This is a genomic window from Arcobacter pernae, assembly GCF_049472135.1.
Classification (GTDB): domain Bacteria; phylum Campylobacterota; class Campylobacteria; order Campylobacterales; family Arcobacteraceae; genus Arcobacter_B.
In genome coordinates this window covers 219,254-243,674 of record NZ_JBMOVV010000002.1, presented here as the reverse complement: position 1 = coordinate 243,674, position 24,421 = coordinate 219,254, and the positions used below count along the sequence as shown (strand labels likewise).

Sequence of the window (24,421 nt, the reverse complement as noted above, 5' to 3'; positions counted from 1 at the left end):
TAGAAGGTAATAAAAATGGCAATTATGATTCAAAAACGAAATGGTCGAAAAGAGGTTTTAGATATTACTAAAATCCAAAAGATGACTATTGAGGCAACTGAAGGATTAGATGGAGTATCTCAAAGTGAATTAGAGCTTGATTCACAAATCAAATTTGTAGATGGAATGAAAAGTTCTGATGTACAAGATGCACTTATAAAAACAGCAGTAGAGAAAATCGATATTGATGTTCCAAATTGGACATTTGTTGCTGCAAGACTATTCTTATTTGACCTATACCATAGAGTTGGAAAAGAGACTCATGGTATTAAAGGTGAGCCATATTGCCATTTAAAAGACTATTTAGAGTACGGGAAAGATGCAGGAAGATTAATTCCTAATCTTGGAGAAGGATACGATTTAGACGATTTAAATGACTATATGGACCCTTCAAGAGATTATCTATTTAATTACCTTGGAATCAAAACTTTATACGATAGATATTTAATTAAAAATAAACATGGTAACCCAATTGAATTACCACAACAAATGTTTATGGCAATTGCTATGTTCTTAGCACAAGATGAAGAGAATAAACAACAAGCAGCAAAAGATTTCTATGATGTAGTATCAAAATTTGAAGTTATGCTTGCAACTCCTACTTTATCAAATGCAAGAACAAATAGACACCAATTATCTTCTTGTTATATAGGTTCAACACCTGATAATATCGAAGGTATTTTTGATTCTTACCATGAAATGGCACTATTATCTAAATATGGTGGTGGTATTGGTTGGGATTGGAACCAAGTAAGAGCTTTAGGTGGTGTTATTGATGATCATAAAAGTGCTGCGGGAGGAACAGTTCCTTTCTTAAAAATCACAAATGATGTTGCTTTAGCAGTTGACCAATTAGGTACTAGAAAAGGTGCTATTGCTGTATATCTTGAGCCTTGGCATATGGATATTGTTGATTTCATCGACTTAAAGAAAAACTCTGGTGAAGAAAGAAGAAGAGCACACGATTTATTCCCATCATTATGGATTACTGATTTATTTATGGAAAGAGTTTTAGAAGACTCTTACTGGACTTTATTTGACCCTTATGAAGTAAAAGATTTATCTGAACTTCACGGCGATGCATTTAGAGCTAAATATTTAGAGTATGAAAAAGATGAAACTATCACAAAAGATAGAATGAAAGCTAAAGATTTATGGAAAAAAATCCTAACTTCTTACTTTGAATCTGGTTCTCCATTCCTTTGTTTCAAAGACAACGCAAATAAAGCAAATCCAAACTCTCATGTAGGTCATATTAGAAGTTCTAACCTATGTACAGAGATTTTCCAAAACACAAACCCTAACCACTATAAAATCAAGTTAGAGTTTGAAGATGGAACAATCAAGACTTATGAAGAGAATGAAATTGTTACTGTTGATGGTGGTATTGAAAAGAAAGCAAACAAAGTAACTGCTCTTGATTCTATAGATGGGAAAAGAGTATTTATCGTAGAAAAAGATAAAACAGATGGTGATACAGCTGTATGTAACTTAGCATCTGTAAACTTATCTAGAATTAATACTAAAGAAGATATTGAAAGAGTAGTTCCTATTGCAATTAGAATGCTTGACAATGTTATTGATTTAAACTTCTACCCACTAAGAAAAGTAAAAGCTACTAACTTAAAATCTAGATCAATTGGTCTTGGTGTTATGGGTGAAGCTCAAATGCTAGCAGAACATCAACTAGTATGGGGAAGCGAAGAGCACTTTAAGAAAATAGACCAAGTTATGGAGGCTATCTCTTATAATGCTATTAAATCATCATCTGATTTAGCTATTGAAAAAGGTACTTACCCTACTTTTGAAGGTTCTAAATGGTCTGAAGGTATTATGCCTCACGATCATGCACCTCAAGCTGTAAAAGCTTTAGTAAATAGAGACTTATTTGATTCTTCTTATGACTGGGAAGCATTAAGAGAAAAAGTTAAAAAAGATGGAATGAGAAATGGTTACCTTATGGCAGTGGCACCTACTTCATCTATTTCTATTTTAGTAGGAACTACTCAAGCAATTGAGCCTGTATATAAAAGAAAATGGTTTGAAGAAAACTTATCAGGTTTAATTCCTGTTGTTGTTCCAAAACTAAGCCCTGAGACTTGGTCTTACTACACGCCAGCATTTGAAGTTGACCAATTAAATGTAATTAGAGCAGCAGCAATTAGACAAAAATGGATTGACCAAGGTCAGTCAACAAATATCTTCATGAGTTTAGATAAAGCAAGTGGTAGATATTTACATGAAATTTATACATTAGCTTGGAAGTTAGGTCTTAAGTCAACTTACTACCTAAGAAGTCAATCTCCTGAAGCTAACAATGATGTAGAAGATAGAAGTATGGAGTGTGCAGGTTGTCAATAAGATAACCTTACACTTTTTCCATACGAAAAATTAAAAAAAATTAATAAAATATATTAAAAACTTAGAGGAAAATCCTAATGGATAGAAAAACGATATATAACCCACAATCAAATGAAAATTTAACAGATAGAAGAATCTTTGGAGGTAATCCAGATGGTATGATTAACTTTACAAAGATGAAGTATCAGTGGGCATTGAACTTATGGGATACAATGGAAGCAAATACATGGTTTCCTAAAGAAGTTCAAATGACAGGAGATGCGAAGGATTATAAATACCTTACACCACCTGAAAAAAGAATGTATGATTTAGTACTATCTCAACTAATTTTCATGGATTCATTACAAACAAACAACTTAATGGATAATATCAATCCATACATCACAGCTCCTGAAGTAAATGCTTGTTTATCAAGACAATCATACGAAGAAGCTAACCACTCTAAATCATATGCAGTAATGGTAGAATCAATTTCTGATAATACTGATGCGATTTATAATATGTGGAAAACAGATACTAAGCTTAGAGAGAAAAACAACTATATTGCTGATGTATATAAAAGTTTAACAGCAGGTGATGAGAGTGATATTACTGATGAGAAAATCTTACTTGCTATGTTTGCTAACCAAATCTTAGAAGGTTTATACTTCTATGCAGGTTTCGCAGCTATGTATGCACTAGGAAAATCAGGAAAAATGCTTGGTTCTTCTCAAATGATTAGATTTATTCAAAGAGATGAAGTAACACACTTACTTTTATTCCAAAACATGATTAACTCTACTAGAAAAGAAAGACCTGATTTATTTACACCTGAATTAGAACAAACTGTAAGAGGTATGTTTAGAAAGGCTGTAGAGCTAGAAGCTTCTTGGGGTGCATATATCACTCAAGGACAGATTTTAGGGTTTACAGACGCTATTATCACTCAATATATCCAGTATCTTGCCGATAGAAGACTAGAAGCAGTTGGATATAAACCAGAATACAACGTAAAACACCCTATTCCATGGGTAGATGGTTATGCTTCATTTAATGACCAAAGAACAAACTTCTTTGAAGGGAATGTTGTAAACTATTCGAAGGGTTCAATCGACTTCGACGACTTTTAATAGGTCTTTTTCTCAAAGAGAGTCTAATGGCTTGACCCAATCTTTGCGCTGAAGCAGTTTTCTTTAACGCAAAAGTTTAGCTTATGCCTTTGTGGTATAAGCTAAACTTTCCCCCTAACTAAATGTAAACCTCTTTATAATAAAATTATTACACTTTCATCTTTACTAAAATACCAATTATAAATATTATATTTTACTAAATTAAATGAGAAGTTGTTTTTTATTAAATCATTACTATAATTATTTTATAGTAATATAATATTATTATACTAAATCCCTATAATTGGGAGTTTGTGTAAAATTACACTTATCTAAATAATTTTACTGTAAGATGTTTAATGGTAGAATTGATTAAAATTTGTAAGGAGGAAAAATGTTTAGCATAAGTATTACTATTATCATAAAGAAAAAGTAGCACCTTTTTAATATATAAGTAATATATTAAAAAGGTGCATATTATTTGTGACTATTGAAATTATGCCATTCTTAGTATTAAATCTTCATATATTTAAAATATACTTTTTGCTTTTATTAAATATGTTATTGCATTAATTTGTAAGAACCAATTATTGTCAATTAAAAAGGAAATATAGTGGCAGAATCAAAAAGTATTACAGGAACACAAAGTGGTTTAAATGGTAGAAATGATTTTTATATGGTTAGAGGAAGAGGTTTAGTCTCTCGTAAAACTATGGTAAAAGAAACATTGGAAGGTAAACATAATGTAGGTCTCTATAAAAGAGGGAAGGAGATTTTTTTAAAAGCATATGGAAATAAAAACAAGTTAGATAATATAAATAAAAGAAGAAAATAAAACAAAATCCTATATAATCAATCACATAAAACAATAAAGATATTACTTAGGAGAGAGTTTGAGAAATATATTTGTAATAGTTTTGATTGTTGTTTCGATGGGTTATATGGTAAATATTTTAGTTAATAAGTACAACACTATCATAGAGCAAGAACAACAGCAAAAACAAAAGGTTTTACCACAACAGCCAGCTCAAAAGCAGTAAAGAAGAAAAGGTTTTCTTCTTTATATGCTTATGATATTATCTCCTGATTGTATCCAATCAGTTAGAAGTTTTCCTGTGTAGAAAACATCTATATTACAAGCTTCTAGGCTATCTTTTACTCCTAGATTTTCACTACATTTTTGACAAGCTACGATTTTCACACCATCAGCTACCATTTCTTTTACTTTTTCTTGGATTTCTTTATCTTCATTTATTAGCTCTTGTGAGGCTCCCCATACAAGAACAGTTACATCTTCAATCCAACTTTGTTTTTTTGCATTGTGTGCATAAAGACACACCATATTTAATGATGTCTCTTTATTATTTGTAGTCCATAATATTTTTGCTTCTGTTTGCACTTATTTCTCCTATTTTAAAGTTTCTTGTAAAACTTCTGTAAATCTACTCCATGACTTTTTATCTGCTTCTTCATGGTATCTTTTACTTCCAAATACAGTAAAGGCATGTGGAGCTCCACTGTATGTAATCATCTCATGTTTTAAGCCAGTCTCTTCAAGTTCAACTGCTAGGTTTGCAAACTCTTGCATAGATATGGCTTTATCAGCTGTTCCATGAAATACAACAACCTTACCTTTTGTATTTTTATAATCTTGCCCATTTGGAGTAGCAAGGCCTCCATGGAAAGGAACATAAGCTTTAAGCCCTGCTCCACTTCTAGCAAGTTCTAAAATAGCAGCACCACCAAAACAGTATCCAGTACCTAAAGCATTTGCTGTATTTGCACCTTGTTTTTTAGCTATTTCTAGCCCTGCATAAAGTCTTTTTCTCATTTCATCTCTATTCATGTATAAAGATTTAGTTAAAGCTTTTTTGTCTTTTGTTTCGGTTGGTCTAATGCCTTTTCCATATAAATCCACAGCAAATGCTGCATATCCAAGTTTATTTAGCATTTCAACTCTTTTGATTTCATAATCAGTAATACCATCCCAATCATGAACCATATAAACTAAAGGAGCATCTTTCGAAGGTGAACTGTAGTAACCTTCATACTCTTTGCCATCAATCTCATAAGTAACATAACCGTTAGCAAAAGCTAAACTTGAAAGAACTGTAAGCGTTGTAAAAATCTTTTTCATTTTAATTCCTTATTCAAACTCTTTATCTATGTTGTGATAGTATTTATTTACTCCATTAAAGCCTTCTAAAAAGTATAAGAAGTGCCCAACTGTTCTTATTTCTTCTTCTGTAATCTTTCCTTTCATACTAGGCATAGTATCAAAATGTCTAATTACAGCGTGTAAGCAAATTGTTTTTTTAATATCAGGATTATAAAGATAATCCACTAAAAAATCTCCTGTTTCCATAAGTTGAAACTCAATGTCATCTTTACTACCAATTTGGCTTTTTAATCTAAATGATATTTCATTTCCTGTTGGAGCTTTTAGATTTAATAGTTTATTATCTTCTTCTACGAAATTTTTCATAAGTAGACCAATGTTCATTGATTTTTCATGACATTTACTACATTTATTATCAAATATTTGCTCTCCTTGATTATAAAGCTCTCTATCAAACTCATCAGGTGGGGAAGCAAAAACAGCACTTATTAACACTAAAATTGTAAGCAATGTTTTCATAGTCTCTCCTTTTTATCATTCTAACATAAAACATGAGTAAATTACTATATTATTAAGCTTCAAGGTATAAAAACATAAAATACGCGTATTAGATAGAAACAAGGATATTTTATGATAGAACAAAAAGTAAAAGATTTTTTAGATAAGCAATTAGTAGACTTTACTAATTTTAGATATGAGTTTGAGCAAGATGGTGAGTATTTATATGTGATGTTTAAAGAGGCTTTTGGAGAGCAAGTAGATATTGAAACAACTTTCAAAATAATAAAAGATACTTTATATTTTCACTCAACAGCATTTGGATGGAAAGCTGTTGATAAGGGAACTGGAAATAAATTCTTCTGGATTGAAATAACTAAAGAGAGTAAAATATAAATTTTTCATAACTAAATAGTTATTTTGTAATCAACATGAAACTAAAAGGCTTTATAATACTAGTATTAAAACACTAGGGAAAACAAATGTCAACTTATGAGAATATAAAGTTTTTTGGTTTATGTGCAAGTGTGTATGCTTTAGGTACAGCAATGTGTTATCTTTCAATCATTGTTTAAATAAAACTCTGTTTTAATACAGATAGATACTTCAATCTTATGTTAAAATTGTCTAAAAAGATTAGGCAAAAGTATGATAAAAACTACTCATTTAGACCATTTTGTATTAACTGTAAAAGATATAAATATAACTGTTAAGTTTTATGAAAATGTTTTAGGTATGAAAAAAGAGATTTTTAAAGAAAATCGAATTGCATTAAAATATGGAAACTCTAAAATAAATCTTCACCAGTTAGGAAACGAATTTGAACCCAAAGCCTTTAATGTAAAAACAGGAAGTGCAGATTTATGTTTTATAATCGATTCATCAATAATAGAAGCAAAAAAATATATCGAGTCTTTAGGTATTAAAATTGAAGAAGGAATAGTAAAAAGAACTGGAGCAAATGGAGAAATAAACTCTATTTATTTAAGAGATCCAGATAAAAACTTGATTGAGCTTTCAAACTATATTTAGCACTTTATACATTTAATTGCTAAATATATTAGCACTTACTCTTGACAAGTGCTAAAAAATTTGTTAATATTTCATCAAGAGTTGATATAACTCATATAAAGTTTGATTTAAAGGAGATTGAAATGCTAGTAACAAGATTTGATCCATTTAAAGATTTTATGAATATGCCAAGTCTGATGACTTATAACAACACAAAAAATAGTGATACATCTATTAGTGCTTTTGCACCTAGTGTAAATACAAGAGAAGGTGAGTTCGCTTATCATATTGATATTGATTTACCCGGAATGAAAAAGAAAGATATAAATATTGATATCAAAGATAGAAGACTTACTATTTGGGGTGAGAGAAACTTTAAAGAAGAAGTAAAAGAAGAGGATTATTATAAAGTTGAAAGCTCTTTTGGAAAGTTTCAAAGAGTATTTACCCTACCTGATAACGTAGATATAGAGAATATTAGTGCTTCAAGCGAAAACGGAGTATTAGAAATAGTTTTACCAAAAATTAAAGAGGATGATAAAAAAAGAAAAATTCAGATTAAATAAAATACTAAAAGTTTTATAGCCCATATGGAAGAAGTTTATATAAATAAAAACAATTTTTACCTTACTTCTTACTATTCCTTTCTTAAAATAACTTGACTTATGCCTAAAAAATGTGATATATTCTTTCCTTGACTATATAGTCAAAATTAGGAGAGAGTATGTCACTGTTTTTTATAATCTTACTTAAGATTTTTCCACTTTATATAAATATAGTTTTAGGCTATTTATCAACAAAGTTTTTAGATGTAAAAAGAGAGTCAATAGCTAATATATTGATTTATATTTTAGGCCCTATTGTTGTATTTTCAGCAACACTTAGTGTTAAAATAGATTTATCAATTCTGTTTTTACCTGTCTTTTTATATCTGTTTTGTTCTATCATTGCCTTTTTGTCTTTGTTTATTTGGGGTAAATCATGGAATGACCCAACAGGAAACATCTTAGCCTTTAGTGCAGGAACAGGAAATACAGGATATTTCGGTATTCCTTTAGCTATTATATTTTTCCCTCCCCACTTAGCTGATATTTATATTTTTACGGTTTTAGCTTCTCTTTTATATGAAAGCACAAGTGGTTTTTATGTAACAGCAAAAGGAAACTTCACAGTAAAACAATCAATCCAAAAGATGTTAAGACTTCCTATTTTATATGCCTTTATTTTAGGTATTATTTGTAACTTAATAGGTGTTCAAATTCCTGAGGCAATTAGTGCTTATACTGGCCAGTTTAAAGGAGCATATGGAATATTAGGAATGATGATGTTAGGTATGGGGCTTATTGGACTTCAAAAGGGAAGTGATTTAGATGCTAAGTTTATCTCTATTACTTTTATATTGAAGTTTATCTTCTGGCCTTTAGCAATGCTAGCTGTAATCTATATAGATAAAACTTATTTTATGTTCTTAAATGAGGATTTATATAAGGTTTTATTCTTATTTTCAATAGTTCCACTTGCAGGAAATACAGTAACTTTAGCAGTACTTTTAAATGCTAAACCCCAAAAGGCAAGCTTTACAGTAATATTAAGCACGATAGTTTCTATATTATATATACCTATAGTTCTTGCTTTATATGGTGGTTTTTAGTTGATTATTTATTAAAATAGAAGTTTTAAATATCTTCTATTTTAATATCTTGCTTTCCTTCAAAACTTGCAATACTTATTGCATTTACAACTTCTTTTGCAACTTTATTACTATCTTGTGAAATATCGCTTACTTTTGTTGCGATTAAAGAGTTTTCTTGTGTAAATCTGTCAATTTGATTTAATGCTTGATTAATTTGTTTTATGCCAACTTCTTGTTCTTGTGAAGATTGCTCTACTTTTTTAATATGTTCAATAGTTTTATTAATATTTTCATTTAAAACTTCATATTCTGTTTGCATTTTATGAGAGTTGTCTTTACCTTCTTTTGTTTTTACACTTAAGTTATTCATCAAATCTTCAATCTTTTTAGCAGCCTCGGCACTTTTGTTTGCAAGGTTTCTAACTTCTTGTGCAACAACAGCAAAGCCTTTTCCTGCTTCTCCTGCAGTTGCTGCTTCAACTGCTGCATTTAGTGAAAGAATATTTGTTTGAAAAGCAATCTGTGAGATAACACTAATAGCTTCAGTAGCTGTGTTTGTTGCTTCTTCAATCTCATCCATTGAAGTAATAGTATTAGATACTAAACTAATACCATTGTTTGCATTGTTTTTAACTTCTTCTCCAAGTTTTGACATCTCATCTGTTGTTTGTCTATTTTGAGAAATTGTTGAAGTGATCTCTTCAATAGATGCAGCTGTTTCTTCTATTGTAGCTGCTTGTGTTATTGTAGATTTTGCAAGTTTTCTTGACTCTGTTAGAAGTATCTCTGACTCTTTTTCTAAAAGTAAACCTTGTTTATAGTTTCTTGCTAAATTATCAGTTACTTTATCTTTTAGAGAGTTGATACCTAAAAGAAGATTTTTTAACTCTCCACCTCTAAATAACTCTTCATCTACAGACTCTAAGTAGTTTTGTTCTTCATACTCTTTAAGTCTTAAAGTAACTATTTTTAAAGCTCTATCTATTTTTTCAATAGTAGTATTTACAGTCTCAACAATATAATTGATTTTTGCATCATTTGACTTTTCAACTATATGATCTTCTGTAAATCCATCAGAAAGCTTTTCGCAAGCTAACATTATTTCACCATATACTTTTATGTCTTGTTCTCTTTGTGTTGAAATGTATTTGGCTATGTTAAATATCTTTTCTTCCACTAATCTTAATTTCTTTGAGTTTTGTTCGGGGATATGTATTTGATTGATATCATTTTTTATGTATAAATCAAACTCATCTAGAAATCCAAGTATTTTATCTAAATCATTTATCTTTGAAAAAAACACTATCTTTCCCTTGATTTCATTTGTTTATATAGTTCTTTTGCTCTATTTACTTCTTCCACAGTTGGTTTAACTCTAACTGAGATATATCGTGTTTTACCATCTCTTTTTTTTACTGCATATGCTGTTGCATTAACCCAATAGTATCTACCATCTTTTGTACTATTTTTAACAATACCTTTCCAAGTTTGACCTCTTTTTATTGTTTCCCAAAGGTCTTTAAATGCTTCTTTTGGCATATCTTCATGTCTTACAACATTGTGATGTTTACCTATTATTTCATTTTTTGTAAAACCTGCAATTTTGCAGAAATCATCATTTGCATATATGATTTTTCCTTTTGTATTTGTTTCAGAAACAATCATAGTATCTTTAGATAATTTAATCTCTTTGTTCATAAATTCCCTTATTATTTATCTGTGTATTTATCTCTAGTATTTAAAAAAATCTCTATATTATCCATAAATAAGTCAACTAATATCGGATCAAAATGTTTTCCCTTCTCCTCTCTTATTAAATTAAATATTTTTTCATCTTCCCACGCTTTTTTATAGTATCTATCAGAACCAAGTGCATCAAATACATCTGCTAAGGCTGTGATTCTTCCAAAGATATGAATTTCTTGTCCTTTTAAACCTTTCGGATAACCAGAACCATCATATTTTTCATGGTGTTCATTTGCAATAATTGCAGCAGCTTTTAAAACAGGTCTTTGAGAACCTTTTAAAATATTAAATCCGATATTACAGTGTGATTTCATAATATCAAACTCTTCAGTAGTTAATTTTCCTGGTTTTTTTAAGATTTCATCAGGAATACCTACTTTTCCAATATCATGCATAGGAGAAGCTGCAAAAAGTATGTCGCATTCTGCTTTACTTAATCCATATAATAAGGCAAGGTCTCGTGAGTATTGAGCAACCCTTTTTACATGGTTTCCTGTCTCTTTACTTCTTGTTTCACCAACCTCACCTAGTTTATATACTAGTTCTCTTTGTGTCTCTTCTATCTCTTCATGAAGTTCAAAAACTTTTGTTAAATCATGTCTAATTGAAATATACTCTTTTATTTCATTTTTCTTATTTTTAATTGGAATAATAGTTGTAGATACCCAATAATCACTACCATCTTTTTTTCTATTTTTGATAATACCTTGCCAACATTTTCCTACTTTGATTGTTTCCCAAAGCTCTTTAAAAACACTGCTAGACATTTCAGGGTGTCTAATTAGATTATGTGGTTTTCCTATTAGTTCTTCTTCTGAGTATCCAGAAATATCACAGAATTTCTCATTTACGAAAGTGATTTTACCTTTTAAATTAGTTTTTGTAAGAATACTACTTTCATTAATTGCCATTTCATATTGTGAAGTTAGTTTCATAGCGTTTTTAAGATTATATTTTGTTTGTGAAAGCTCTTTTTTAAGGTATTTTTTAAGGCTTACTTCTTCTGTAATATCAATACATAAAATTAAAAACTCTTTTAATACATCTTCTTCATCATAGATAGGAGTTATATTTATTTTTAGCCATACTTTTTTATTGTTTCTTTTTTTACATTTTAATTGCCCATGCCAAGGCTCTTTTGTAAGTTCTATTTTTTTTAGTAAAGATTTAAAAGATGAAGAGTCATTTTTAAGTATCTCAATAAAACTTCTATTTAAAAGTTCACCTTTTCTATATCTAAATAGTTCATTGAATTTATCATTTACATAAATGAAATTACCATGGGAATCAAGCTTTGTTAATATAGAGTTTTTTATAATAGCTTCTTCATAATTGTTTAAAAGTAGGGATTTTCTTTGAAGTATTAACTTATTTATAGTTTTGTTTAAAGACTCTTTTAATTTCTCTAAATTTAAAGGTTTGATTAGGTATTCGTCAATTTTAAGGTTTATACTTTCATGTAGGTAAGATACTTCATTAAAAGCAGAATTTATAATTGTTGGAATATTTGGGTTAGATTTTTTTATCTCTTTTATCATTTGAAGTCCATCAAGTTTAGGCATACAAATATCAGACATTATTATATCAATTTGATTTGTTTTAAACTTTTCAATACCTTCTATACCATCTTGAGCAGTTATTACATTTGCAAAAAAGTATTTTAATAACTTTGCTGTTTCACTTCTTAATATTTCATCATCTTCTACATATAAAATATTTAGTTTTTGTGATAGTTTTAAAATCTCATTTACATTTGACAAGTTTATTCCTTAAAATGATTTGAAGGACTATAGCTTATCTTTATGTATTTATCAAGTAAGAATTTTGCAGAAATTAATGATAAAATGCCATTTTATTAGCATAAAAAGGTATATAACTTGTATTAAATGCTACTTTAATGCTACTATACATAAATAAATTACATATTGGTAACATTTTTGATTTTTTTATAAAATTATTGTTATTTTTATTAAATTGTATCATTATTACTCATAAATTAAGCCTTGTAAATAGCTTATTTTTACATGATGTTAAAACTTTTAAAAAATTATTAAGTTATAACTTTTAAAGTAACGCTAAAGTTATTTGTTTTTAATCAAATGTAATCTTTGACAAAAAAGAAATATTGTATTATAATTCGATAAATATCAAACTATAGAAGAGTAAAATGGATTCAAAAGAGTTAGCCAAAATATTTAAAGCTTTATCAAATGAGAATAGATTAGAGATTTATAAAGAGATTGCAAAGTCTGAAAATATTGATTATGAAAGAAATGATGAGTGTTCAATCTCAGAGATATTATCATGTTTAAAAATAGGAGCACCAACAATCTCTCATCATCTAAAAGAGCTTTCAAATGCTAATTTAATTACAACACAAAAAAACGGTAAAATCTTAGTTGCAAAGATAAATAAAGATACATTAGAAAAAATTAAGGACTTTATAGATTTAGAAAAATAGCCATATATAAATGGCTTTTTTTTCTTTATTTAGTTTGATAGTTATCGAATTATAAAAGGAATATGATGAAAACAAAATATAAAAATATGTATATTGAAAATAAAATGGGATTAAAAAATATTTTAAAAATTCTAAAAGCAATGATAAAAGAAAAATCAAAAGAGTCTAAACCAAAAAATAGTGACTTTATACCAGTAAACTATCTATCAAAGCAAGATTTATTAGATATGGCTGATTATAGTGTTGTTAGGTTTGGGCACTCTACTTTACTTTTTAAAATTGAAAACGAGTTTATTTTAACTGATCCTGTTTTTTCAAAAAGAGCATCTCCTTTTAGTTTTATGGGGCCTAAAAGGTTTCATGAAAACCCTATAAATATTGAAGAGTTACCAGATATAAAAGCTGTAATTATTTCCCATGACCATTATGATCACTTAGATAAACAAAGTATTAAAAAATTAAGCCATAAAGTAGAGACTTTTTATACAACTTTAGATGTGGGTAATCATTTACAAAGATTTGGAGTAAGTAGAAGAAAGATTGTCGAACTTGATTGGTGGCAAAGTGCAAAATTGAAGAATTTAGAGTTTATTTGTACTCCTGCACAACATTTCTCCGGTAGAGGACTTTTTGATAAAGATAAAACTTTATGGTCTTCTTGGGTTATTAAGTCTTCTAAAGTAAAAGTGTTTTTTGGGGCAGACAGTGGATATTTTGAAGGGTTTAAAGAGATTGGTTTTAACTATGGACCCTTTGATATGACTTTTCTTGAAGTTGGGGCTTATAGTAAATATTGGCAAGATGTTCATATGTTACCTGAAGATGGTATGAAAGCTCATGGGGATTTAAAAGGAAAGGTTTTATTTCCTATTCATAATGGAACATTTGATTTGTCTTTACATTCTTGGTTTGAGCCTTTTGAAAGAATAAATAGATTAGCTAAAGAAGAAAAAGTTGATATAAGATTTCCTAAAATGGGAGAGGCTATATCTTTACTTGAATATACGAAAACCTCATTATGGTGGGAGAATAAAAGAGCCTAAGCTCTTTTATTTATGCAATAAGAAGTTTTTTCAAATCATCTTTTGCATTAGTTGTAAGTGTAAGATTGAAGTTTTCAGATAAGAAGTTGAAAATATCTTCATTTACAAACTGAGGTGGTTTTGGCCCTAAATAAATATCTTTTACACCTAGAGAGAATAAAGCAAGTAAAATAATCACAGCTTTTTGCTCCATCCATGATAATACGATTGATACAGGTAAATCATTGATTGGTGTATCAAGTGCATCACTTAAAGCTTTTGCAATTTCAACAGCACCATAAGAGTCATTACATTGTCCTAAGTCTAAGTATCTTGGAATTCCAGTCCCTTCAATCTCTCCAAAATCAATATCATTGAATCTAAACTTACCACATGATGAAGTTAAGATTACTGTATCTTTTGGAAGTTGCTGTGTTAGCTCTCTATAATACTCACCTGGTTTTCCAGGAGCATCACATCCTGCAACTACAAAGAATTGTTTGATTTTTCCTTCTTCTAAAGCTTTTAAAATTTGAGGAGCTAAAGTAAGAACAGTTTTGTAGTTATGACCTGTTGTTAAAGTTGTATCTTCATTTAAGTCAACTCCATTTGCTGCTTCACAAGATAAAGTTTTCTCAATTAACTCAGTAAAATCATAGTTTTCAATAGGTGTTGAACCTTCAATTCCTACGATATTATGTGTAAATACTCTATCAAGGTATGTACAGTTTTTCTTTGGTGGAACGATACAGTTTGTGTTTACTACAAATGTTCCAGGGAATTTTTCCATAAGTTTTGCTTGGTCAAACCATGCTTTACCAACATTTCCTTTTAGGTGTTTGAACTTTCTAAACTCTGGGTAGCCATGAGCTGGTAACATCTCTGAGTGAGTATATATATTGATACCTTTGTCTTCTGTAGCAATAAGTAGTTTCTCAAAAAAGTCTAAATCATGTCCTGATACTAAAATAGCTTTACCTTCTACTTTGTTTTGAGGTACAACAACTGGTGTTGGAATACCAAATTTATTTGTGTGTGCTTCACCTAGTAAGTTCATTACTTTAACACCAGCAGAGCCAACTTTCATAAGTTGGTTAATATGATCTTGAAAGTTGAAGTTTACGTTTGTAAGTGTAAAGTAAAGTGTCTCAGACATAACATCATCAATCTCTTTTGTAAGTTCTGGTTTAAAACTATTTAAGTGCTCTCTATATGCGCTAAGACCTTTTAGTCCAAATATCATAATATCTTGTAGTCTTGCTAGGTTCTCATCTTTACCACAAGTTCCAACAGTAGCACCTGTACTACCACATCCACCTTTTTGACTCATTTCACATTGATAACAAAACATACTCATTTTTAATCCTTTTTTCTTTTCTTCTTTGTAAAAATTTTGTGGATTATATGAGTAATAAAAACAAAAAGCATTGATTTATATCAAGAAGATTTTATATTGACAAAATTTAATGATTGTATTATAATTCGATAACTGTCAAACTATTAAGTCTATAAAATAGGAAATCTATTTTCAAAGATACATATAGTTCGATAATTATCAAACTATAAAATTAAAAGGGAATAAAATGAAAACAGTATTTATTACAGGAACAAGTTCTGGTTTTGGTCAAGAAACAGCAATTAAATTTGCTTTAAAAGGTTGGAATGTTATTGCTACAATGAGGAATCCTGAAGATGATAAGATATTAAGAGAGTATGAAAATATATTAGTTTTAAAACTAGATGTTACTGATGAGATGATGATAAAAGAGAGTGTAAATATGGCAATTAATAAATACAGTAATATTGATGTACTTATTAATAACGCAGGATATGGAGTAGCAGGTTTTTTAGAAGAAGCAAGCAATGAAGAGATAATGACACAATTTAATACAAATGTTATCGGTGCTATAAATTTGATTAAAGAGATTGTTCCTTATATGAGAAAAAATAAATCTGGAAAAATTATAAATGTATCTTCTTTAGGTGGGAATATTGCTATGCCAATGTTTTCTTTATATAGCTCAACAAAATTTGCAATCGAGGGATTGTCTCAATCTTTAGCTTATGAGTTAAAAGAGTTTGAAATTGATGTTAAAACAATTGCACCAGGAGCTTTTAAAACAGGTTTTTCAAAAGCAACAAAAATTTTATCAGGAAATAAGAAAGAAGAGTTAAATACTTATAGAAAAGCATATGAAGAGCATTTAAATAAAATAATGACAACACCTCCAAAACCTTTTAAATTTGGTAATCCAAGTTATGTAGCAGATGAAATATTTAGATGTGCTACCAGTCATAGCAATATTACAAATCTTGTTGGACAAGATGCTAAATTATTGATGTTTTTGAAAAAAGTATTACCAAGTTTTATGTTTAGAAATATGCTTAAAAAAACTACAATGCCTATATATAAAAACTCATAAAATTAGTTTGTTTATAGTAGAATAAATATACAAAAACTAGGTTATGTTATGGTATTGCAAAAATTTTATAAAAAACGAATATTTATTTTTACTATTTTATCATTGTTATCTTTTTTAGTTTCTATTTTCTCAATAATTAATATTAATAGTAATATAAAGGAACATAAAAATCTTGAGAATGTTATCTCTTTATCCCATGAAGTAAGATATTATGATGAGGTTTTAACAATGTCTTCAAGAATGGCTTTATATCAAGATACTTTATATTGGAATGATAGGTATTATAATTATGTAGAAAAGCTAGATAGTGCAATCTCTCAAATTAAAGAGAGTATGCCTATTGTAAGACAGAAATTAGAAGAAGTTGATGGGGCTAATATTAAATTAGTAGAGCTTGAAGAAAAAGCCTTAAAGATGGCTCGAGATGAAAACTATGATGAAGCAAAACAGTTGCTTTTTTCCAAAGAGTATAAAGAGGCTAAAGATATTTATGCTTTAGCTTTAGATGAATCTTTAGAGTTATTAAATCAAGAAACTTCAATTCTTGAGAATGAATTTTCAAAAAGTATTTTAATTTCTTCATTTATTGCTTTATTTTTTATTTTATTGGTTTTAGGGCTTTCATACTATGTCTTTAAATATCTTTCTAATTATAATAGGGTTTTAGAAGAGGAAGTAAAAGAGCAAATAAAAAAACTTACTAAACAAGATCTTCTTTTAATAGAGCAGTCAAAGCTTGCTTCTTTAGGAGAAATGTTAGAAAGTATTGCTCATCAGTGGAGACAGCCTTTATCTTCAATAACTACATCTGTTTCAGGTATAAAGTTTAGGAAAAGATTTGATGATTTAGATGATGAAACTTTAGAACACTCTTTAGATAATATTTCTAATGCAACACAACATTTAGCTACAACAATTGAAGTCTTTAGGCAGTTTCATAAAGACGATATAAAAAAAGAGTTTAGTTTAAAAGAGATGTTTGAAAAAGTACAAGTTCTACTTGCTTCAAGGTTTAAAAATAAAGAGATTAAAGTAGTTAATGAATTTAAAGATTATGTTGTTTTAGGAAGAGAAAATGAACTAATACAAGTAATAATCAATATCTTTTCAAATGCAATTGATGAACTTGAAAATCTTGAAAGTGAACCAAAGCTTATAAAAATTCAAACAAAAGAGAATAAAGAGTTTATTAGTATAGAGATTATTGATAATGCAGGTGGAATAGATGAGAGTATAATCTCAGAAGTATTTGATTATAAATTTAGTACAAAAAAAGATAAAAATGGAACAGGTATTGGTTTATATATGAGTAAGCTTATTATAGAAAAAGCTAAAGGTTCTATTAGTGTTGAAAATGAAGAGTTTTATTATAATAATCAGAGTTTTAAAGGTGCATGTTTTAAACTTGATATAAAAAAATAGTATTTATGCACCTAAAAAAGCTTATAAAAATGAAGATTTACTTAGTTTACTTAACTCTTCATTCACTTCAAAAATTTTACTTTTAATATCAGTATATCCAAAAGCTTCAAGTCTTGCTGTGTGTTTTGCTAAGTATCTTTTTGCATCATCTAAGTTATCAAAAAGATAAATTCCTCCAGCTTCTTTTTTATCTTTATTCTCTGTCCATAATTTAAAAATCAAACCATTTTCATTTGCAATATCTTTTGCTAAATCACTCATAGCAGCAGTTAACTCTTCTCTAAAAGGACCTTCATGTGGAAAGTCAATTTGCATAAGGTATTTCATGTTATACTCCTTTAAAATATATGAGTGTAATTTTACATGAAAAATATTAATATGTCAACTAGGTTTACAAAATGTCACTATGTTTTTTATCATTAGAAACAAGCAAAGTATTTAATGAACTAATTTTAAAAGAGTTAGAAAAAGATGGATTTACAGGGCTTTCAAGCTCTTTGATAACTATATTTCCTTATATAAAAGAGTATGAAAATATATCAATTTCAAATTTAGCAAAAAAGCTTGGATATACAAGACAAGCAATGCATAAAAATCTTAAAAAACTTGAAGAATTAGAGTTTATTACATTTTCTCAAGAGAAAAATAAAAAAGAGAAAACTGTTTTACTTACTTTAAAAAGTGAAAATTTAATCACAATAGCAAACAACTATATTCAAAATATTCAAGAAGAGATTGAGAATTTAGTAGGTCAAGAAGAGTTAAATAGATATATTCAAACACAAAACTCAATCTTTGAGTATTTAAGTGAAAAAAACAAGGCTTAAGAAGCCTTATTCTTAGGTGGTAGAGTAGAAATATACTCTTCAATAGCAATAGCTACTCTTTTTGAGAAAGCCACCGCTTCAACAACAGTTCTAGCTCCTGTTACTACATCTCCTGAGGCAAAAACACCTTTTCTTGTAGTACAACCATTTTCATCACTTTCTAAAAGACCATTTTCTCCTAGATGAAGACCTGCATTGTTTTTTACGATTAAATCTCTTGCTGTCTGAGAAATAGCAACTAAAACTGAATCTGCTTGCTCAAACCCTTGAGTTTTCTCTTCTTGTGGATTTGTTGTTTCATATTTTATTCCATCCTCTGTAAATTCTAAAGGAGATTTAAATAGATTGAATTTTACACCATCGATTTTTGCATGTTCTATTTCAATTCTTTCTGCAGGCATATTTTGTTCATCTTTTCTATACATTATTTGAACTTCTCTTGCCCCGTTTCTAATAACAGTTCTTGCAACATCCATAGCAACATTTCCAGCGCCAACAACTACAACTTTTTTTCCTAAGTCATAAGCTTTTGGAGTTTTTAAATAATCAATAGCAAAATGTACATTTCCTAAACTCTCACCTTTTATTCCAAGTTTTTTAGGTCTCCAAACACCAGTACCTATAAATACCGCATCAAACTCATCTCTAAATAAATCATCAATAGTTATATTTTTTCCTATCATGATATTTTTTCTGATTTTAATACCTAGTTTTAGAAGTTTTTCTTCAACTTTATCTAGAATAGTTTTATCAAGTCTAAAATCAGGAATACCAAATCTAAGAACTCCCCCTATTTTGTCATTTGCTTCATACATAGTAACGCCATAACCTTTTAATGCCATAATCATTGCTAAACTAATACCAGCAGGTCCTGAACCAATAATAGCTATGTTTCTTCCAAGTTGTTCAGGTTTTTCAAACTCTTTATAGTTCATATAGTATGTAGAAATATAGTTTTCAATTCCTCCTACATTTACAGGGGAGTGTTTTTTATTTAGTACACAATGACCTTCACAATGTTTTTCATGAGGACAAACAAGAGAACATATTATTGATAAAGGATTATTATCAAATACTTTCTTTCCAGCTTCTTTTATATCTCCGGCTAAAAAGAGTCTAATCATTTCAGCAATTGGAGTTCCTACTGGACATCCTTTTTGGCATTTTGGTTTCTTGCAATCAAGGCAAGTTTGGGCTGAATTTATAATATGCTGCATTTAAATCCTTTTCTTTTAATCATCTAATATTATAACTAATATCTGATATTTTTATAATTAGATAAATAATTTGAACTATTTTATATATATAAGTTAGAATTTATATTTATAAAACTCACTATTACAGTTATTTTTTATAAAGTTTATATATAATATAGCTTTTAAATAATCTACCTTTTTTAGGGAGTAAAATATGTCATTTGGAACTAAAATCTTTTCATTATTTATTATGCTAATTGCTCTAATAATTTATACTGTAGCAAGTTTTGATTACAGTAAAGTTCAAACAAGTAGTCAAGAAGCTATTTCAAATGAGAAATTTATTGATTTTGATACAGAGTCTATTATCAAATATATTGAAGATATAAAAACAAAAGCATTAAAAATCAAAGATGACATATTAAAAGATAATCCAACAATAAAAGAAGAGTCTTCTTCTGAAGAGATAGAAAATCAAGAAATAGATGAGCAAAAAGTTCAAGAAGAGTTAACTTCAAATAATGAAGCTCTTGATGAACAAACAAACATCACTGAGACTTCTTCTAGTATTGAAGCTGATGAAAAAGTAGAAAATAGCGCTATTGAAACTTCAGAAGATTTACAAACAACTGAAGAGGTAGTAGAAGAAGAAACTATTGAGCAAGAGCCAAAACTAAGTGCAACTGAAATACAAGAACAGATAAATACAATTTTAAAAGAGAATAAAATTGTATTCAAAAGAAGAAGTGTAGATATTACAGAAGAGTCTTTTTCAAGTGTACAAAAAGTTGCAGATATTCTAAAAGAGTATGAAATGCTAAAAATAGAAATCGCAGGACATACAGACTCAAGAGGAAGAGCTTCTTTAAACCTAAGAATTTCTCAAGATAGAGCAAATAGCGTTAAAAAAGAGTTAATAAAGCTAGGTGTTAAAGAAGAGAATTTAAAAGCAGTTGGTTATGGTGAGAAGTTCCCAATAGCAAAAGATGATAAAAATGGTTTATCTGAGATAAACAGAAGAGTAGAAATAAATATTATAGGAGAGAATTGATGTTTGAGATAGCTTCGTTAATTGTAGTAAATTTATGTATAGCAGCATTTATAGGTCTTTTAATAGGCTTCTTTTTAGGTAGAGCTACTAAAGATTCTTATACTCCACCTGTTGATAATACAGAAAGTTTAGATGATGGTGCAAGTTTAAAACCAAATGCAAGAAGATCAAACATTAATCCTATTTTCAAAAAGAATTCAAGTGTTGATAATAAACCATTAATTTTAGCAAGACCAAGACAATCAGGAAAAGATAATCTTAAAAAGATAAAAGGTATTAACTCTAAGATTGAAGAGGATTTAAATCATATTGGTATTTTCCATTTTGATCAAATTGCAAAGTGGACAAGTAAAAATGCTGATTGGGTTGAAGAGTTTTTACAACTTCCAGGTTGTGTTAAAAAATATCAATGGGTTGACCAAGCAAGAATTTTGTCATCAGGTAAACAAACAGTATATTCTCAGAAAGTTGAGGATAATGAGATTGAAGTAGACTAAATATAACTAATAAAAGTCATATTTAGTTTATTATTAAACGTTAGCAGCTCTTAATTGTCTAATAATTGAAGCGATTTCTCTAGAGTATTTTCTAGCTCTTTTTGAGTTATAACTCCATCCACCGTTATAACTACTCCATACTCTTCTCCAATTATTGTTATGAACTTTTTTCCAGTATTTTAATTCTGCAATTGCATTTTTTGTAGCAAAATCAAAATCAGAGATTAATTTCATAGCATATCTATTTCTATTCCATGAAGTATCTTTTACTTTTTCTCTACTAATAACAGTTTTGATATTAGCTTGGTATAAACCAAAGTCTTTACTATTAACATTTACAAGGTATTTACCTAGAGATGACTCTTTAATAGCAATAGCCATTAATGAGTAGCTTAACCCATATTTTGCACCTTGTTCTTTAATCATTTTTAACATTCTTATATCTTCTTTTGTTAGTTTAGATGCATTAAAATTTGTTGCGAAGATATTTGTAAATAGCAGTGAAACAAACAGAATTATTTTCAAATTCATTAAGGTTCTCCTTTATTTTCACTTAAATTTGGCGCGCATTATATATAAAATCGAATTATTTGTCAAATTCTTGCTATAAATTACTAGTTTTATGCCTTAATTTAATCTAGTATTTAGCTTTTAAGAATATAATTCCGAAAAAATTTTAACGAGTTATAGAAATTGGAAAAAAGAGAATTTAAGAAAACAATAAAAGAAATAGGTTTCTCTTCACAGAAGAGTTTTGCAGAAAATATAGGTGTAAAAGCTACAACTTTTACAACATACAAAAGTATACCAAATCATATAGTAAGAATTGTAAATATGGCCCAAATGGCTAAAAAAAATGGTATCCCTTTTGAAGAAATCAAAGAAGCTATGAAGATAGATTAAGAAATCTATCTTTTTAGTAAAAACTACAAACTACTACATTTAAACTTTTATAAAATACACAAAAAATTAATAATTCTAATAAATTAAGTCTTTTTTAATTCTCACTTAAGTAGAGTAAACCATAAATAAAAAAGGTGGTTATTATGTATAATAAGTGTATAATTATTTTTCTACTATCAATTTTTGCTTATTCAAATGAAATAAATCATGATAAAAGTTTAGTCTCTTCAGAAGAAGAGCTTCAAAAAATTGCAAGTTTTGAAACTAGAAACTTCGAGTATGATTTAAAAGATTTTTTTTCAAATCCAAAAAAAAGTGATTTAAGATTATCTCCTAATGGCAAATATTTATCTTACTTTATAATGAAAGATGGACATAAGTATTTAGAAATTCTAAATATAGATAAAAATCAAAGACAAACACTTTTAGCAGAAGATACTAAAAGGTTAATAGCATCTTATTTATGGGCCAATGACTCTTCAATTATTTTTGCAAGTGATATAAATGGAAATGAAAACTATCAAATATTCTCAGTTAATATAAATACTAAAAAACAAAAGGCTTTAACGCCTTTTGAGAATGTAAAAGTTAGTTTATTAGATCCTTTGGAAAAAGACAAGAACCATATTATTATTTTAATGAATAAAAATAATAAGCAAATTGCCGAACCATATAAAATTAATATCAATACAGGCGAGTATGAACTACTTTATTCAAATGAGGATATGAAAAATCCAATTGTTTCTTACTATTTTGATAAAAATGGAGTTTTAATAGCTTTCGTAAAATTAGTAAATGGAATAGACAATGTCTTATATTATAAGGAAAATAAGAAAAAAGAGTTTAAGAAAATAAGTAATACTAATTGGAAAAACTCATTTAATTTTATTATTTTAGATTATTCTACACCGTATCCTGATGATGCATATATTCTAGTTAGAAATGAGAAATATAATACTTCAACATTGATTTTATATGATTTAAAAAATGAGAATTTGATTAGAGAAGTATTTAGAAATGAGAAATATGATTTAGAAGGAGTAACAGGTTCAAAACTTAGAAACTATGAAATTGACTACTTTACATATTACTCAGATAAATATACTATACAGCCTATTTCTTCAGTTTATAAAGAACTTCATAAAAAATTTCAAAAGCAGTTTAGTACTTACCAGTTTAGAGTTGAGGATATAAGTGAAGATGAGAAAAGGTATTTACTTTTTGTAAATAGTGACAGATTAGTAGGAGCATATTTTCTTTATGATTTAGAAAAAAATGCTTTTAGAAAGCTTGCTCATTTAAAGCTATTTTTAGAAGAAGATAAAATGGCAAAGACTATCTCTTTTGAGTTTAAAGCTAGAGATGGTTTAGAGATTCAGGCTTATTTAACTTTACCAAATGATATTAAAAAACCAGCACTAATTGTAAATCCACATGGTGGACCTTATGGTGTGAGAGATATATGGACTTTTAATAGTGAGGTTCAATTATTTGCATCAAGAGGATATGCAACACTTCAAGTTAACTATAGAGGTTCTGGTGGATTTGGTCGAGCTTTTGAAATCGCAGGACATAAGCAAATTGGGAGGGCTATGTTAAATGATTTAGAAGATGCTGTCTCTCATGTAAAAAAACTTAATTTGATTGATGATAAAAATATTGCAATATACGGAGCAAGTTATGGTGGTTTAGCTACTTTAGGAAGTCTAATTAAAACACCTGATTTATACAAATGTGGAGTTGATTATGTTGGTGTTTCTAATCTATTGACATTTTTCAACTCTTTTCCACCTTACTGGGAACCATATAAAAAGCAAGTTTTTCAAGAGTGGTATAACCCAAATGATAAAGAAGAGTTAAAAATCATAAAAGAAGTTTCTCCTGCTTTAAATGCAGAAAAAATTACTAAAAATGTTTTAGTAGTTCAAGGAGCACATGATCCAAGAGTAAATATAAATGAGTCAGATCAAATAGTAAAAGCTTTGAGAGCTAAAGGTTTAGAAGTTCCATATTTAGTAAAATATGATGAAGGTCATGGTTTTGCAAGAGTAGGAAATCAAATAGAGTTATATAATGTAATGTTAGGATTTTTTGCTAAGTGTTTTGAAGTATCAAATTAGTTTT

27 protein-coding genes are annotated in these 24,421 nt (G+C 28.5%); 17 read left to right on the top strand and 10 right to left on the bottom strand.

Features of this window, described 5'->3' with window-relative positions; genetic code table 11:
* Positions 1–15 precede the first annotated feature (15 nt).
* The 4 genes from ACH5BF_RS03740 to ACH5BF_RS03725 all read left to right on the top strand — a co-directional run bounded on the left by ACH5BF_RS03740 (position 16) and on the right by ACH5BF_RS03725 (position 4,528).
* A complete protein-coding gene (locus ACH5BF_RS03740; protein WP_423272814.1) occupies positions 16–2,400 on the top strand; it encodes a ribonucleoside-diphosphate reductase subunit alpha in 2,385 nt (794 codons plus the stop codon).
* A 77-nt stretch (positions 2,401–2,477) separates the two neighbouring features.
* Entirely contained in the window at positions 2,478–3,509 is a 1,032-nt protein-coding gene (locus tag ACH5BF_RS03735) for a ribonucleotide-diphosphate reductase subunit beta (protein WP_423272813.1), read from the top strand.
* 592 nt (positions 3,510–4,101) lie between these two features.
* Complete coding sequence (locus tag ACH5BF_RS03730) at positions 4,102–4,323, top strand: DUF3892 domain-containing protein (RefSeq protein ID WP_423272811.1); 222 nt, start codon at positions 4,102–4,104, stop codon at positions 4,321–4,323.
* Between the two features lie 58 nt (positions 4,324–4,381).
* The gene (locus tag ACH5BF_RS03725; RefSeq protein WP_423272810.1) at positions 4,382–4,528 is read left to right on the top strand and encodes a hypothetical protein; all 147 of its coding nucleotides are present in this window, start codon (positions 4,382–4,384) and stop codon (positions 4,526–4,528) included.
* A gap of 20 nt (positions 4,529–4,548) precedes the next feature.
* Here ACH5BF_RS03725 and ACH5BF_RS03720 read toward each other — a convergent pair whose 3' ends face one another.
* The 3 genes from ACH5BF_RS03720 to ACH5BF_RS03710 are packed head-to-tail and all read right to left on the bottom strand — an operon-like array spanning position 4,549 to position 6,126.
* On the bottom strand, positions 4,549–4,887 hold the full coding sequence (locus ACH5BF_RS03720) for a DsrE family protein (RefSeq protein ID WP_423272809.1): 339 nt from the start codon (positions 4,885–4,887) through the stop codon (positions 4,549–4,551).
* Between the two features lie 9 nt (positions 4,888–4,896).
* Entirely contained in the window at positions 4,897–5,625 is a 729-nt protein-coding gene (locus tag ACH5BF_RS03715; RefSeq protein ID WP_423272808.1) for a dienelactone hydrolase family protein, read from the bottom strand.
* 9 nt (positions 5,626–5,634) lie between these two features.
* A complete protein-coding gene (locus ACH5BF_RS03710) occupies positions 5,635–6,126 on the bottom strand; it encodes a hypothetical protein (RefSeq protein WP_423272807.1) in 492 nt (163 codons plus the stop codon).
* A 111-nt stretch (positions 6,127–6,237) separates the two neighbouring features.
* On the opposite strand from ACH5BF_RS03710, the gene ACH5BF_RS03705 reads away from it, so the two are divergent.
* The 4 genes from ACH5BF_RS03705 to ACH5BF_RS03690 all read left to right on the top strand — a co-directional run bounded on the left by ACH5BF_RS03705 (position 6,238) and on the right by ACH5BF_RS03690 (position 8,767).
* Positions 6,238–6,501, top strand: coding sequence for a hypothetical protein (locus ACH5BF_RS03705; protein WP_423272806.1), 264 nt, complete (start codon positions 6,238–6,240; stop codon positions 6,499–6,501).
* A gap of 252 nt (positions 6,502–6,753) precedes the next feature.
* On the top strand, positions 6,754–7,137 hold the full coding sequence (locus ACH5BF_RS03700) for a VOC family protein (protein WP_423272805.1): 384 nt from the start codon (positions 6,754–6,756) through the stop codon (positions 7,135–7,137).
* A gap of 122 nt (positions 7,138–7,259) precedes the next feature.
* Complete coding sequence (locus ACH5BF_RS03695; RefSeq protein ID WP_423272804.1) at positions 7,260–7,682, top strand: Hsp20/alpha crystallin family protein; 423 nt, start codon at positions 7,260–7,262, stop codon at positions 7,680–7,682.
* A gap of 158 nt (positions 7,683–7,840) precedes the next feature.
* On the top strand, positions 7,841–8,767 hold the full coding sequence (locus tag ACH5BF_RS03690) for an AEC family transporter (protein ID WP_423272803.1): 927 nt from the start codon (positions 7,841–7,843) through the stop codon (positions 8,765–8,767).
* Between the two features lie 25 nt (positions 8,768–8,792).
* On the opposite strand, the gene ACH5BF_RS03685 is transcribed toward ACH5BF_RS03690, so the two are convergent.
* The 3 genes from ACH5BF_RS03685 to ACH5BF_RS03675 form a co-directional block, all read right to left on the bottom strand.
* The gene (locus ACH5BF_RS03685; protein WP_423272905.1) at positions 8,793–9,404 is read right to left on the bottom strand and encodes a methyl-accepting chemotaxis protein; all 612 of its coding nucleotides are present in this window, start codon (positions 9,402–9,404) and stop codon (positions 8,793–8,795) included.
* A 647-nt stretch (positions 9,405–10,051) separates the two neighbouring features.
* Positions 10,052–10,447, bottom strand: coding sequence for a PAS domain-containing protein (locus ACH5BF_RS03680; protein WP_423272802.1), 396 nt, complete (start codon positions 10,445–10,447; stop codon positions 10,052–10,054).
* Positions 10,448–10,458: 11 nt separating this feature from the next.
* Positions 10,459–12,255: a PAS domain-containing protein gene (locus tag ACH5BF_RS03675; RefSeq protein WP_423272801.1), complete on the bottom strand. Its 1,797-nt coding sequence runs from the start codon at positions 12,253–12,255 to the stop codon at positions 10,459–10,461.
* A gap of 407 nt (positions 12,256–12,662) precedes the next feature.
* Between ACH5BF_RS03675 and ACH5BF_RS03670 the strand changes: the two genes are divergently transcribed.
* Positions 12,663–12,956 (top strand): ArsR/SmtB family transcription factor, encoded by a 294-nt coding sequence (locus tag ACH5BF_RS03670; RefSeq protein ID WP_423272800.1) that lies wholly within the window; start codon positions 12,663–12,665, stop codon positions 12,954–12,956.
* Between the two features lie 65 nt (positions 12,957–13,021).
* Positions 13,022–13,999: an MBL fold metallo-hydrolase gene (locus ACH5BF_RS03665; RefSeq protein ID WP_423272798.1), complete on the top strand. Its 978-nt coding sequence runs from the start codon at positions 13,022–13,024 to the stop codon at positions 13,997–13,999.
* 10 nt (positions 14,000–14,009) lie between these two features.
* On the opposite strand, the gene hcp is transcribed toward ACH5BF_RS03665, so the two are convergent.
* Complete coding sequence (gene hcp, locus ACH5BF_RS03660) at positions 14,010–15,335, bottom strand: hydroxylamine reductase (RefSeq protein ID WP_423272796.1); 1,326 nt, start codon at positions 15,333–15,335, stop codon at positions 14,010–14,012.
* 226 nt (positions 15,336–15,561) lie between these two features.
* On the opposite strand from hcp, the gene ACH5BF_RS03655 reads away from it, so the two are divergent.
* Both ACH5BF_RS03655 and ACH5BF_RS03650 read left to right on the top strand, forming a co-directional pair.
* Entirely contained in the window at positions 15,562–16,401 is an 840-nt protein-coding gene (locus tag ACH5BF_RS03655; RefSeq protein WP_423272795.1) for an SDR family oxidoreductase, read from the top strand.
* A 48-nt stretch (positions 16,402–16,449) separates the two neighbouring features.
* The gene (locus ACH5BF_RS03650) at positions 16,450–17,823 is read left to right on the top strand and encodes a sensor histidine kinase (RefSeq protein WP_423272794.1); all 1,374 of its coding nucleotides are present in this window, start codon (positions 16,450–16,452) and stop codon (positions 17,821–17,823) included.
* A 21-nt stretch (positions 17,824–17,844) separates the two neighbouring features.
* Here ACH5BF_RS03650 and ACH5BF_RS03645 read toward each other — a convergent pair whose 3' ends face one another.
* Positions 17,845–18,150, bottom strand: a complete 306-nt coding sequence (locus ACH5BF_RS03645) for a monooxygenase (RefSeq protein ID WP_423272793.1) — start codon at positions 18,148–18,150, stop codon at positions 17,845–17,847.
* A 71-nt stretch (positions 18,151–18,221) separates the two neighbouring features.
* Here ACH5BF_RS03645 and ACH5BF_RS03640 point away from each other — a divergent pair, with 71 nt between their 5' ends.
* Positions 18,222–18,650: a MarR family transcriptional regulator gene (locus ACH5BF_RS03640; RefSeq protein WP_423272792.1), complete on the top strand. Its 429-nt coding sequence runs from the start codon at positions 18,222–18,224 to the stop codon at positions 18,648–18,650.
* Here ACH5BF_RS03640 and ACH5BF_RS03635 read toward each other — a convergent pair.
* Positions 18,647–19,867 (bottom strand): NAD(P)-dependent oxidoreductase, encoded by a 1,221-nt coding sequence (locus ACH5BF_RS03635; protein ID WP_423272791.1) that lies wholly within the window; start codon positions 19,865–19,867, stop codon positions 18,647–18,649. The two genes, ACH5BF_RS03640 and ACH5BF_RS03635, sit on opposite strands and share 4 nt — an antisense overlap.
* A gap of 193 nt (positions 19,868–20,060) precedes the next feature.
* Between ACH5BF_RS03635 and ACH5BF_RS03630 the strand changes: the two genes are divergently transcribed.
* Together ACH5BF_RS03630 and ACH5BF_RS03625 are read left to right on the top strand one after the other, a co-directional pair.
* On the top strand, positions 20,061–20,897 hold the full coding sequence (locus ACH5BF_RS03630; RefSeq protein ID WP_423272790.1) for an OmpA family protein: 837 nt from the start codon (positions 20,061–20,063) through the stop codon (positions 20,895–20,897).
* The gene (locus tag ACH5BF_RS03625) at positions 20,897–21,394 is read left to right on the top strand and encodes a helix-hairpin-helix domain-containing protein (protein ID WP_423272789.1); all 498 of its coding nucleotides are present in this window, start codon (positions 20,897–20,899) and stop codon (positions 21,392–21,394) included. The genes ACH5BF_RS03630 and ACH5BF_RS03625 overlap by 1 nt, the downstream gene beginning before the upstream one ends.
* A 33-nt stretch (positions 21,395–21,427) precedes the next feature.
* Here ACH5BF_RS03625 and ACH5BF_RS03620 read toward each other — a convergent pair whose 3' ends face one another.
* Complete coding sequence (locus tag ACH5BF_RS03620) at positions 21,428–21,925, bottom strand: transglycosylase SLT domain-containing protein (protein ID WP_423272788.1); 498 nt, start codon at positions 21,923–21,925, stop codon at positions 21,428–21,430.
* 162 nt (positions 21,926–22,087) lie between these two features.
* Between ACH5BF_RS03620 and ACH5BF_RS03615 the strand changes: the two genes are divergently transcribed.
* Positions 22,088–22,297 carry a hypothetical protein gene (locus ACH5BF_RS03615; RefSeq protein WP_423272787.1) on the top strand — a complete coding sequence of 70 codons (210 nt, stop codon included), beginning with the start codon at positions 22,088–22,090 and terminating at the stop codon, positions 22,295–22,297.
* Between the two features lie 143 nt (positions 22,298–22,440).
* Positions 22,441–24,417, top strand: a complete 1,977-nt coding sequence (locus ACH5BF_RS03610; protein ID WP_423272786.1) for a S9 family peptidase — start codon at positions 22,441–22,443, stop codon at positions 24,415–24,417.
* Positions 24,418–24,421 lie beyond the last annotated feature (4 nt).

Bases quoted from the DNA above. Each gene is read 5' to 3' on its own strand.
- ACH5BF_RS03635 (WP_423272791.1), bottom strand. From the start codon at position 19,867: ATGCAGCATATTATAAATTCAGCCCAAACTTGCCTTGATTGCAAGAAA.
- ACH5BF_RS03650 (WP_423272794.1), top strand. From the start codon at position 16,450: ATGGTATTGCAAAAATTTTATAAAAAACGAATATTTATTTTTACTATT.
- ACH5BF_RS03630 (WP_423272790.1), top strand. From the start codon at position 20,061: ATGTCATTTGGAACTAAAATCTTTTCATTATTTATTATGCTAATTGCT.
- ACH5BF_RS03625 (WP_423272789.1), top strand. From the start codon at position 20,897: ATGTTTGAGATAGCTTCGTTAATTGTAGTAAATTTATGTATAGCAGCA.
- ACH5BF_RS03610 (WP_423272786.1), top strand. From the start codon at position 22,441: ATGTATAATAAGTGTATAATTATTTTTCTACTATCAATTTTTGCTTAT.
- ACH5BF_RS03695 (WP_423272804.1), top strand. From the start codon at position 7,260: ATGCTAGTAACAAGATTTGATCCATTTAAAGATTTTATGAATATGCCA.
- hcp (WP_423272796.1), bottom strand. From the start codon at position 15,335: ATGAGTATGTTTTGTTATCAATGTGAAATGAGTCAAAAAGGTGGATGT.
- ACH5BF_RS03665 (WP_423272798.1), top strand. From the start codon at position 13,022: ATGAAAACAAAATATAAAAATATGTATATTGAAAATAAAATGGGATTA.
- ACH5BF_RS03620 (WP_423272788.1), bottom strand. From the start codon at position 21,925: ATGAATTTGAAAATAATTCTGTTTGTTTCACTGCTATTTACAAATATC.
- ACH5BF_RS03645 (WP_423272793.1), bottom strand. From the start codon at position 18,150: ATGAAATACCTTATGCAAATTGACTTTCCACATGAAGGTCCTTTTAGA.
- ACH5BF_RS03655 (WP_423272795.1), top strand. From the start codon at position 15,562: ATGAAAACAGTATTTATTACAGGAACAAGTTCTGGTTTTGGTCAAGAA.
- ACH5BF_RS03700 (WP_423272805.1), top strand. From the start codon at position 6,754: ATGATAAAAACTACTCATTTAGACCATTTTGTATTAACTGTAAAAGAT.
- ACH5BF_RS03735 (WP_423272813.1), top strand. From the start codon at position 2,478: ATGGATAGAAAAACGATATATAACCCACAATCAAATGAAAATTTAACA.
- ACH5BF_RS03740 (WP_423272814.1), top strand. From the start codon at position 16: ATGGCAATTATGATTCAAAAACGAAATGGTCGAAAAGAGGTTTTAGAT.
- ACH5BF_RS03685 (WP_423272905.1), bottom strand. From the start codon at position 9,404: ATGTCAAAACTTGGAGAAGAAGTTAAAAACAATGCAAACAATGGTATT.
- ACH5BF_RS03715 (WP_423272808.1), bottom strand. From the start codon at position 5,625: ATGAAAAAGATTTTTACAACGCTTACAGTTCTTTCAAGTTTAGCTTTT.
- ACH5BF_RS03680 (WP_423272802.1), bottom strand. From the start codon at position 10,447: ATGAACAAAGAGATTAAATTATCTAAAGATACTATGATTGTTTCTGAA.
- ACH5BF_RS03690 (WP_423272803.1), top strand. From the start codon at position 7,841: ATGTCACTGTTTTTTATAATCTTACTTAAGATTTTTCCACTTTATATA.
- ACH5BF_RS03705 (WP_423272806.1), top strand. From the start codon at position 6,238: ATGATAGAACAAAAAGTAAAAGATTTTTTAGATAAGCAATTAGTAGAC.
- ACH5BF_RS03670 (WP_423272800.1), top strand. From the start codon at position 12,663: ATGGATTCAAAAGAGTTAGCCAAAATATTTAAAGCTTTATCAAATGAG.
- ACH5BF_RS03710 (WP_423272807.1), bottom strand. From the start codon at position 6,126: ATGAAAACATTGCTTACAATTTTAGTGTTAATAAGTGCTGTTTTTGCT.
- ACH5BF_RS03640 (WP_423272792.1), top strand. From the start codon at position 18,222: ATGTCACTATGTTTTTTATCATTAGAAACAAGCAAAGTATTTAATGAA.